This window comes from uncultured Fretibacterium sp. (assembly GCF_938040765.1).
In the GTDB taxonomy this organism is placed as follows: Bacteria; Synergistota; Synergistia; order Synergistales; family Aminobacteriaceae; genus CAJPSE01.
Map to the genome: position 1 here is coordinate 1 of NZ_CALIAA010000036.1, position 8,487 is coordinate 8,487.

An 8,487-nucleotide genomic window follows, 5' to 3' on the forward strand; every position below is an offset into this window, starting at 1 on the left:
AATATGCGCGCCCACCCCGAGCCTCAGCCCTCTTGCGTCCTCGTAATCCTCGATGCAGACATCCTCGTACTTCAAACTCCCGGAAAACCGCTCTGTGCGCACAGGGTCCAGCGCATGCCCCCTACCATCCATAAAAGAATAGAAGATCTGCACTCCGCAGCTCTTCAGCAGTGTCAGATCGTCTTCATGGGGGAAACGGTTCCCGCGGTACCCCCGCGCAGGGTACGTGATATGAAGCTCGTCCCGTTGCCTCATCAAAGACAAGTGCGCCGCGTTCTGACGGGGATTTCCTTGTCTGTGCTGTAGTCCCCTGTTGAAAGACCGTCTGTGCCCGTTTCTGAAAGACCCTGTGCCGTGCACTCGAGGCAGCCGGGGCCATCGGTTCCGGGGAGCAACATAGCTATTGAAAATACTTGGCGACGGGATGCTGCCTCCTGGCCCTGTCCAGGGCGGCCATAAGGTTTTTGCGAAGGGTCGGCATGTCGTCCATGTCCGCCGTTCCCTGGGCCAGGAGCTTGTTTCCGATGTAGAGACGGTCGCCCTCGAGCCGGAGGTCGTAGGGGGCGAGCTCCATCTGGAAGTCGCTGTCCAGTCTGGTTCGGACCTGCTCGAGCGCCGCGCGGACCTCCGGCGTCTTCCTGCCGCCCCAGACCGCGTAGCCGTCCAGGGTCAGCTCCGCGCGATTGGGGGTCTCCCGGAAGGCGGTCCGCAGGAGGGCCAGCGAGTGCTTCCGTTCGACCCTGATGTTGCGTTTCCTCAGCTTGTCGAGTGCTGCCTGAAGGCGCTCCCTGGACTCCGGGTGGTCCATGTAGATGCCGTAATCCCGGATCGGCTGCTTCAGCTCCTCGTTCATGAACTTTTCCAGCAGTGTAACCATCCCGCCGGGATGGTATCCCGCGGCGATGAGAACGTCCAGCCCATTGCTGTCCGCCTCCTTCTCGAACTCCATCGTGTAGGAGTTCGTGATCGTCACCTGGGCCACCTGAGCCAGGACGACCGGGGCCGCCGCTCCACCGCTCAGGAGCATGACGGCAAGCGCCGCAAGGGAGACGGCTTGGGACTTCGCGGCCATCTTCAGCCCGTGGCTGCGGTCCGCGTGGGTCATTTCGTGGGCCATGACCGCCGCTATCTCGGAATCGGTCTTGAGGAGGTCGAGGATGCCCGAGGTGAAGAAGATGAAGCCGCCGGGCAGGCAGAAGGCGTTGAGCGCCTCGGTCTTGACGATGCGGATCTCATAGGGGATGCGGCGCTCCATGTGGGGTTCGAGGCGGTTCAGGATCATCCGAAGGCGCGCGAGACGGGCGGGGTCCGCCTCCAGGGGCCAGCTCTTCTCGATCTCCGCCAACGCCTTCTGGCCGATCTTTCGTTCCTTCTCCAGCCCAGGGCCGGCGCCGTCGTCCTTGGGCTTCTTGTCTGCGGAGACGGGCGGGCGGGCGGGCTTTCGGGCCGCAGCCTCCGATGGGCGCGGAAGAATCGGGGAAAGATTTACGATAAAGACGAGAAGAAGCATTGCTCCCACTCGTCTCATTCCGCTTTTGCTAAGGGACAAAGGTGTTCCCTCCCATCTTGGTGTATCCGATGACGGCCTCCCGGCCCCGCGTCATGGACGCGAGTTTCTCGCGCAGCCCGGCAATGTGCCGCTCCAGCTCTTTCTGAGCGCCGGCCTCGGCCCTCGTGAGCTCCTCTGCGGCCGCCCGGGTCTCCTGAAGGGCCTGGGAGAGCTCGCCGGAATGAGCCTCGGGAAGGGACGCAAGGAGCCGATCCCAGAAGCCGTCCGCACCGCGCGTACCCCGAAGCCCCGAATCGGAGAGGGCGTCCTGCCAGGAGTCCACGAGGAGCTGCAGCCGGGAGATGACCGCATCCTTCTCCTGAAGGATGTTCAGGAGCTCCTCCATGTCCTCGTTGAGGACGATGGCCTCGAGTTCGCGCGAGACCAGCGCCCTCAGGGAGCGGTAGAGGCCCAGTTCCTCGGAGAGCAGGTTCTTGAGCCTGGCCGGAAGATCACCCCGCAAGGTTCAGGCCTCCGGCCTTCTGAGACGCCGGCTTGGGGGCTGACGGGGCGGGGGCTGCGGGGTTCCGGGGCGCGTCCTGCTTAAGCGCGGAGAGGGCGTTCCGCAAATCCTCGTCCTCGGGATGGGCCTCCTGATAGTCCTTGAGGAGCTTCATCAGGGCCTCCTCCCAGGTGCTCTTGAGCTCCTCCAGCATGGTGCGGACGGTGCGGACGTTCTCCGGGAGCTTTTTGACGTTCGCCTCCACAAGGAGCTGGTACATGTAGTCGTAAAGGCGCATCAGGTTCTGGGCCATGTCTCCGCCCCTGGTGGTGTTGAGGGTGACCATCAGCTCCCGGATGACGTCCTGGGCCCGGATGATCTCGCGGTTGGCGAGGTCTATGTCCTGCGGGTGCCCGTCCCCCTCCTCCAAAGCGGTCTCCGCGAGGCGGCAGGAACGTATGCCGATATCGTAGGTGATCAGCAACAGCTGCTCCTTGGTGGCCGTCGATATCTGGGTCGCCTGATAGGCGAACTGCGCGCTGCTCTTGTTTTCCATGAAAAGCATCCCCTCCTATGCTCTATTTTCGGCCGATCGGGGAAAAACTTTTGCCGGCGGCGGTCCTTCGTAAAAAAACGCGGCGGCCCCGCCCTGAAGGGTGGAAACGCCGCGTTTCCTCTCGGGGTGGAGACGGAGCTAGGCGAGGGCCTTCTGGACGTCGGCCTCGGAGGCTACGGTCGTGACCTTCGCGACCGCGCCCTTGCGAAGCTCCACCAGGGCGGGCATCTTGGCCGAGAGCTCCAGCTTCTCGGTCATGCGGGCATTGCGGTAGCCGTCGATGAGGGGGATCTTGACGCCCTTCGCCTTGGCGGCGTCCTCGACGGCCTTCAGAAGCTTGACCTGCTTCTCGTCGATGCTGGAGTAGAAGAAGGCGGTGACGCTCTCGGGCTCCAGGAGGGTCGTGCGCAGGTGGAGCTGCTCGTTGATGTAGGCGGAGGCGGCCATGGCGGCGATGGCGCCGTCGGAGGCGGCGGTGATGACCTGGCGCAGGTGCTTGCTGCACACGTCGCCCGCGGCGAAGATGCCCTCGACGGAGGTCTCCATGTGCTCGTTGACCAGGATCCAACCGCCCTTCTCGGCCTTGACGAGCCCCCTCACGCAGTCGTCGTCCGGCGTCTGGCCGACGAACATGAAGACGCCCGCAACCTTGAGGTTGGAGAACTCGCCCGTCTTCACGTTCTTGAGCACCAGGTTCTCCACGATGCCGTCTCCCTCGATGCGCTCCACGACGCTGTTCCAGACGGGGACGATCTTGGGGTTGGACATCGCGTGCTCGATGGCCGCACGGTCGGCGCGGAACTCGTCGCGGCGGTGGATGATGTAGACCTTGGAGGCGAACTTCGTGAGGTAGACGCCCTCCTCGACGGCGGTGTTGCCGCCGCCGACGACCGCGACCTCCTCACCTTCGTAGAAGGCCCCGTCGCAGACGGCGCAAAAGCTGACGCCCTGGCCGATGTGCTCGGCCTCGCCCTCGCAGCCCAGGCGGCGGAAGTGCGCGCCCGTCGCGACGACGATGGCCTCGGCCTCGATGTCGCCCTTGTCGGTGACCACGATCTTCTTGCCGTCGCGCAGCTCCACCTTCTTGACGTCCGCGATGCGGATCTCCGTGTTGAACTTCAGAGCGTGCTCACGGAACATGTTGCCCAGCTCGGGGCCCGTGGCGTGCTGGACGCCGGGCCAGTTCTCGATCTCGTCCGTGATGTTGATCTGGCCGCCGGTCGCCCCCTTCTCCAGCAGCAGAACGTCGAGACCCGAACGGCGCCCGTAGATGGCGGCCGTCATTCCCGCAGGGCCGGCTCCGATGATGACAAGCTCTCTCTTCTCCATGATGCATCTTCTCCTTTGAAATATAAATGGTGAAACGTAAAATGGATGTATTTTCCGTTCCCTTCAAATACTCAAAGCAAGAGTGGGCTCAGACTCTTCATGTTCCCCAATTCCCCGGCCCCAAAAAATCGTCGGTCCCACGTCGGGGTGCATGGAGGAAAACGAAACTTCGACCGCCTCCATTATCCCCGATATCGCCAGGCCATGCAACGAGGAATTGCGGAAAAATCGAGGACGCTGCGGAGAAAGTCGAACTTGGAGGAATGTCCCTTCATCCGCTCCGCCTGATGCGCGTCCCCCATCTCCAGCAGCAGGAGCCCTCCCGGCTTCAGCCAGAGGGGCGCGGCCCCGAAGAGCGCGCGGTAGCAGTCCATGCCGTCCGCACCGCCGTCGAGGGCCATGCGGGGCTCGAAGTCCCGCACGTCCCGCATGAGCCCGCCTACGGCCTCCGTCGGAATGTAGGGGGGATTGCTGACGACCAGGTCGCACTCTGCCCCGACGGGCAGATCCCCGGGCGTTCGGGAATGGATCAGAAGAGCCCGCCCGAGAAGCCCCAGGCGCCGGAGGTTGCGCCAGGCGCAGGAGAGGGCCTTCGGGTTCCTCTCGGCCAGGAACCCGAAGGCCCGCGGCCGTTCCAGCAGAATCGAGGCGGCGATGCAGCCGCTGCCCGTCCCCCAGTCCATGAAGACGAAGCCGTCGTCGGGGAGGAGGGAGAGGGCGAGGTCCACGAGGAGCTCCGTCTCCGGACGCGGGACGAGCACCCCGGGCCCGACCTCAAGCTCCAGGTCCCGGAACGGGGCGCTGCCCAGGATGTACTGGATCGGCTCGCCGTTCTCGCGGCGGTGAAGCTCGAGCTCGAGGCGTTTTTGCGCCGCCTCGTCCAAGGGGCTGTCCTGATGGGCCAGGAGCGCGGCGGCGGAAAGCCCCGAGGCGTGGCACAGCAGCCAGTCCGCCTCCTGAGCTGCGTTTTGAATGCCGGCCTGGGACAGGCGTTCCCGCGCCGCCGACCGGAGGGCTCGAAGGGGGGGAGCGGCGACGTTGGCGGAGAGGGGCATCTGCCCCTCAGCCCTCCATGTGCTGCAGCTTTTCCGTCTGGTCCGCCAGGGTCATCGCGTCCATCATCTCGTAGAGGTCGCCGTCCAGGTAGGCGTCAAGCCTGTAGAGGGTGAGGTTGATGCGGTGGTCCGTGATGCGGTTCTGCGGAAAGTTGTAGGTGCGTATCCTCTCCGAACGATCGCCGGACCCGATCTGTCCGCGCCGCTCCGACGCCTGCTCCGACGTCTGCTTCTGCAGCTCGAGGTCGTAGAGCTTCGTCCTGAGGTAGGCCATGGCCTTGGCCCGGTTCTTGATCTGAGACCGCTCGTCCTGGCAGGTGACGACGATTCCCGTCGGAAGGTGGGTGATGCGGACCGCGGAGTCCGTCATGTTGACGTGCTGCCCCCCCGCGCCGCTCGACCGGTAGGTGTCGATTTTCAGGTCCTCCGTGCGGATGTCGACCTCGACGTCGTCCACCTCGGGCAGGACGGCCACCGTAGCCGCGGAGGTGTGGATGCGCCCGCTGGCCTCCGTCACGGGGACCCTCTGGACGCGGTGCACCCCGCTCTCGAACTTGAGCTTGCTGTAGGCCCCGTTGCTGTCGATGCGGAACGTAATCTCCTTGTACCCTCCGATGCCGGTCTCGTTGCTGTCGATGACCTCCATCTTCCAGCGCTGCCGCTCGCAGAAGCGGTTGTACATCCGGTAGAGGTCGGCGGCGAAGAGAGCGGCCTCCTCGCCGCCCGTCCCAGCGCGGACCTCCACGACGACGCTCTTTTCGTCGTTGGGGTCCCTGGGCAGGAGCAGCAGCTTCAGTTCGGCCGTGAAGCCCTCGACCTTCGGCTCGAGCGCATCCAGCTCGTCCCGCGCCAGGGCCTCCATCTCGGGGTCTCCGGCCTTGAGCAGCTCGCGCGCCTCCTCGATGCCGGCGAGGGTGGCCCGGTCCTCGCGGTATTTTTCACCCACCGGCTCGAGCTGCGCCCGCCGCTTTCCCAGGGTTTGAAGCTCCCTGGGGTCCGAGGCCACGGCAGGGTCGGACATCCTGCGCTCGATCTCCATAAAATCCTGTTCCAAAGCCCTCAGCTTGGGTTCGATATCCATTGAAGTCACGCTCCGTTCAGCTTGGGGAGGCGGCCGACGGGGCGGGATCGCGATCCCGTCCCAGGGCGGCGTTCAGGGAGGTCAGGGCGACCTCTATCTGTGCGAGGTTGGGCTCCCTCGTCGTCAGGTACTGCAGGGAGAGGACGGGGGCCATGATCAGCCGTCCGGCGGCCCCCGCGTTCGAGGTCAGGCGGATGATCTCGTAGGAGAGCCCGATCACCAAGGGTATCAGCAGGACACGCGTTCCGGCCCGCCAGAGGAAGCCGCCCTTTCCGATGGCCGAGAACACGGCGATGCTGACGATGACCGTAATCAGGAGGAACGAGGTTCCGCACCTGGGATGGATCCGGGAGCACCGCGCGATGTTCGGAGGGTTCATGTCCATGCAGGCCTCGAAGGCGTTGATCGTCTTGTGCTCGGCGCCATGGTAGCGGAACACCTGGCGGATGTCCGACCAGAGCCCGATCAGGCCGATGTACCCGATGAAGATCGCCGCCCTGACGAGCCCCTCGAACACGTTCGCCCCGAGGGGCGAGAGGGAGAGGGCGCGCTCCGCCCAGTCGGCCAGCCAGAGCGGCAGGGCCACGAAGAGCCCCGCCACGGCGAAGACCGCCATGAACACGGCAATCAGAATGTCCTTGGCCGTGAGCTTCTCCTGGGTCTCCTCCAGGGCTATTTCCGCGGAGCGGGACAGGGCGCGGAAGCCCGTGGCCATCATCTCGCACATGACGACGACCCCCCGCAGAAGGGGGAGCTTCCAGGGATAGCGCCCGATGCGGGAGCTGTTGTTCCAGCTCTCGCGGAATATCGTCCCGTCGGGCTTGCGGACGGCCAGGCCCCAAAGGTCTTTGCCCTTCATCAGCACGCCCTCGATGACGGCCTGCCCTCCGATGGGCATGCGCCGCGCCTCCTCCGCCATGAGGGCGGCGGAGAGGAGGAAGGGCCGTAACCAATCAGTTTTTCTCGATAGCAAGGAGATCCTCCATATCTTTATAGGGTCTTCCGCAGGGCCGCGCCTCGGTGCAGGGACCGAAGAGGCACGACGGGCCGGCTCTGCGGAAGATGACCGGCGCTGCGGCGCGACATTCGGCCAGCATGAGGCGGGCCATCTCCCGTATCTCCCACTGGGCCCTGCGGCAGAGCCGAAGGCGGAAGAAGTGGTGCAGCTCCCGCGCGTTCATCGTCAGGACCAGCCGGGTCCCCCAGCCGTGGGGAAGGATGAAGCGGGCGTCCTCGGCGGGGATGCCCAGGGACAGGAGCTTTTTGTAAGCCTCGTGGGCGGCCCGGGCCTGCCGGTCGAAAATCGCCGCCGCCTCGGGATGGGCCGCCACAGAGGGAGGGGCGACGACATCCGGAGCGGCCATGCGGACGTAACGCTGGCTCTGCTGGCTGAAGCTGGCCATACGGTGCCGCACCAGCTGATGTGACGCGACACGGCTCAGTCCGTCCACCGCGAAGGTGAAGACGGCGTGCTCGAAGGGGGAGTGGTGGCCGCTTCTCCAGATATGATCCAACAGCTCCTCCGAGAGGGACTCCTCCTCCCTCCGCAGGAGATCGGCGGCCGTGACGTCCCTGTAGCAGATCCTGGCGGCGGCGGCCACAAGCTCGTCCGGATTGGGCGTGGACGCCAGAAGAATCACCGTACACGACATTGTCCGTCACCCCCGAACCGGAGCCGGATGCGCCAAACGCTCCAGATAACGCAAAAGGGGCTCGAGGCCCCTTTTACACTTCCGTCTTCTGGCCGTAATTGACCCCGGCGTATTTTTTCTGGAACTTCTCCAGCCGCCCGGCCTCCGAGAGGACGCGGCCTCGTTTGCCCGAGTAGAAGGGGTGGCACTGGGAGCAGACGCCGACCCGGATCTCCTTCTGGGTGGAACGGGTCGTGAAGGAGTTGCCGCAGGCGCAGGTCACCCGGCACTCCTGATATTCGGGATGGATTTCCTTTTTCATGAACGGTACACCTCCAAGCGGAAACTAATGGCGCAGACCGAGCCGCTCGATCAGGGAGCGATAACGGTTGAAGTCCTTGTCCTTCAGGTACTGCAGGAGCTTGCGGCGGCGACCAACCATTTTGAGGAGCCCCCTGCGGGAGTGAAAGTCCTTCTTGTGGATTTTCAAATGCTCCGTCAGCTCGCGCACCCGCTCGGTCAGGACCGCGACCTGCACCTCGGGGGACCCCGTGTCCGACTCGTGGGTCCGATACTCCGCCATGACGGCCTGTTTCTTTTCCTTCTGGATCATCCCTCTTCACCTCTGTCTCTGAGATTGCCGCAGAACCAGGAACGCGTCGATCCGGAACGTCGAACCGAGTTCAGGGCCGGAAGGTATCTTACCACCGGCGGCGGACCCGCGCAAGGCCGCCGGCTTCTCCGCGGCACGTCCGCTGCCGCGAAAAAGAGTACTCCAATTCCAAATCATTTGTAGGCAATAAGCAGAGAGCCGGCGAAGAATGAGCCGTGCGAATCGCTTAGA

10 protein-coding genes are annotated in these 8,487 nt (G+C 64.5%); all 10 read right to left on the minus strand.

What is annotated here, in order from left to right; genetic code table 11:
- Window positions 1-400 precede the first annotated feature (400 nt).
- Window positions 401-1,510, minus strand: coding sequence for a M48 family metalloprotease (locus tag Q0176_RS01185; protein ID WP_299298245.1), 1,110 nt, complete (start codon window positions 1,508-1,510; stop codon window positions 401-403).
- 28 nt (window positions 1,511-1,538) lie between these two features.
- On the minus strand, window positions 1,539-2,012 hold the full coding sequence (gene flgN / locus Q0176_RS01190; RefSeq protein ID WP_299298248.1) for a flagellar export chaperone FlgN: 474 nt from the start codon (window positions 2,010-2,012) through the stop codon (window positions 1,539-1,541).
- Window positions 2,002-2,547 (minus strand): flagellar export chaperone FliS, encoded by a 546-nt coding sequence (gene fliS, locus Q0176_RS01195; RefSeq protein WP_299298251.1) that lies wholly within the window; start codon window positions 2,545-2,547, stop codon window positions 2,002-2,004. Before fliS ends, flgN begins: the two co-directional genes overlap by 11 nt.
- Before the next feature lie 138 nt (window positions 2,548-2,685).
- The gene (trxB, locus tag Q0176_RS01200) at window positions 2,686-3,876 is read right to left on the minus strand and encodes a thioredoxin-disulfide reductase (RefSeq protein ID WP_299298254.1); all 1,191 of its coding nucleotides are present in this window, start codon (window positions 3,874-3,876) and stop codon (window positions 2,686-2,688) included.
- 182 nt (window positions 3,877-4,058) lie between these two features.
- Window positions 4,059-4,931 carry a peptide chain release factor N(5)-glutamine methyltransferase gene (gene prmC, locus Q0176_RS01205; protein ID WP_299298257.1) on the minus strand — a complete coding sequence of 291 codons (873 nt, stop codon included), beginning with the start codon at window positions 4,929-4,931 and terminating at the stop codon, window positions 4,059-4,061.
- A 7-nt stretch (window positions 4,932-4,938) separates the two neighbouring features.
- Window positions 4,939-6,012, minus strand: a complete 1,074-nt coding sequence (prfA, locus tag Q0176_RS01210) for a peptide chain release factor 1 (RefSeq protein ID WP_299298260.1) — start codon at window positions 6,010-6,012, stop codon at window positions 4,939-4,941.
- Window positions 6,013-6,028: 16 nt separating this feature from the next.
- On the minus strand, window positions 6,029-6,910 hold the full coding sequence (locus Q0176_RS01215; RefSeq protein ID WP_299298263.1) for a DUF1385 domain-containing protein: 882 nt from the start codon (window positions 6,908-6,910) through the stop codon (window positions 6,029-6,031).
- Window positions 6,911-6,965: 55 nt separating this feature from the next.
- Window positions 6,966-7,664, minus strand: coding sequence for an FAD-dependent thymidylate synthase (gene thyX, locus Q0176_RS01220; RefSeq protein ID WP_299298266.1), 699 nt, complete (start codon window positions 7,662-7,664; stop codon window positions 6,966-6,968).
- 73 nt (window positions 7,665-7,737) lie between these two features.
- Window positions 7,738-7,965, minus strand: coding sequence for a 50S ribosomal protein L31 (gene rpmE, locus Q0176_RS01225; RefSeq protein ID WP_299080533.1), 228 nt, complete (start codon window positions 7,963-7,965; stop codon window positions 7,738-7,740).
- Window positions 7,966-7,989: 24 nt separating this feature from the next.
- On the minus strand, window positions 7,990-8,256 hold the full coding sequence (gene rpsO, locus Q0176_RS01230) for a 30S ribosomal protein S15 (RefSeq protein ID WP_299080536.1): 267 nt from the start codon (window positions 8,254-8,256) through the stop codon (window positions 7,990-7,992).
- Window positions 8,257-8,487: the final 231 nt, after the last annotated feature.

Bases quoted from the DNA above. Each gene is read 5' to 3' on its own strand.
- Q0176_RS01185 (WP_299298245.1), bottom strand. From the start codon at position 1,510: ATGCTTCTTCTCGTCTTTATCGTAAATCTTTCCCCGATTCTTCCGCGC.
- fliS (WP_299298251.1), bottom strand. From the start codon at position 2,547: ATGGAAAACAAGAGCAGCGCGCAGTTCGCCTATCAGGCGACCCAGATA.
- trxB (WP_299298254.1), bottom strand. From the start codon at position 3,876: ATGGAGAAGAGAGAGCTTGTCATCATCGGAGCCGGCCCTGCGGGAATG.
- prmC (WP_299298257.1), bottom strand. From the start codon at position 4,931: ATGCCCCTCTCCGCCAACGTCGCCGCTCCCCCCCTTCGAGCCCTCCGG.
- prfA (WP_299298260.1), bottom strand. From the start codon at position 6,012: ATGGATATCGAACCCAAGCTGAGGGCTTTGGAACAGGATTTTATGGAG.
- Q0176_RS01215 (WP_299298263.1), bottom strand. From the start codon at position 6,910: ATGCCCATCGGAGGGCAGGCCGTCATCGAGGGCGTGCTGATGAAGGGC.
- thyX (WP_299298266.1), bottom strand. From the start codon at position 7,664: ATGTCGTGTACGGTGATTCTTCTGGCGTCCACGCCCAATCCGGACGAG.
- rpmE (WP_299080533.1), bottom strand. From the start codon at position 7,965: ATGAAAAAGGAAATCCATCCCGAATATCAGGAGTGCCGGGTGACCTGC.
- rpsO (WP_299080536.1), bottom strand. From the start codon at position 8,256: ATGATCCAGAAGGAAAAGAAACAGGCCGTCATGGCGGAGTATCGGACC.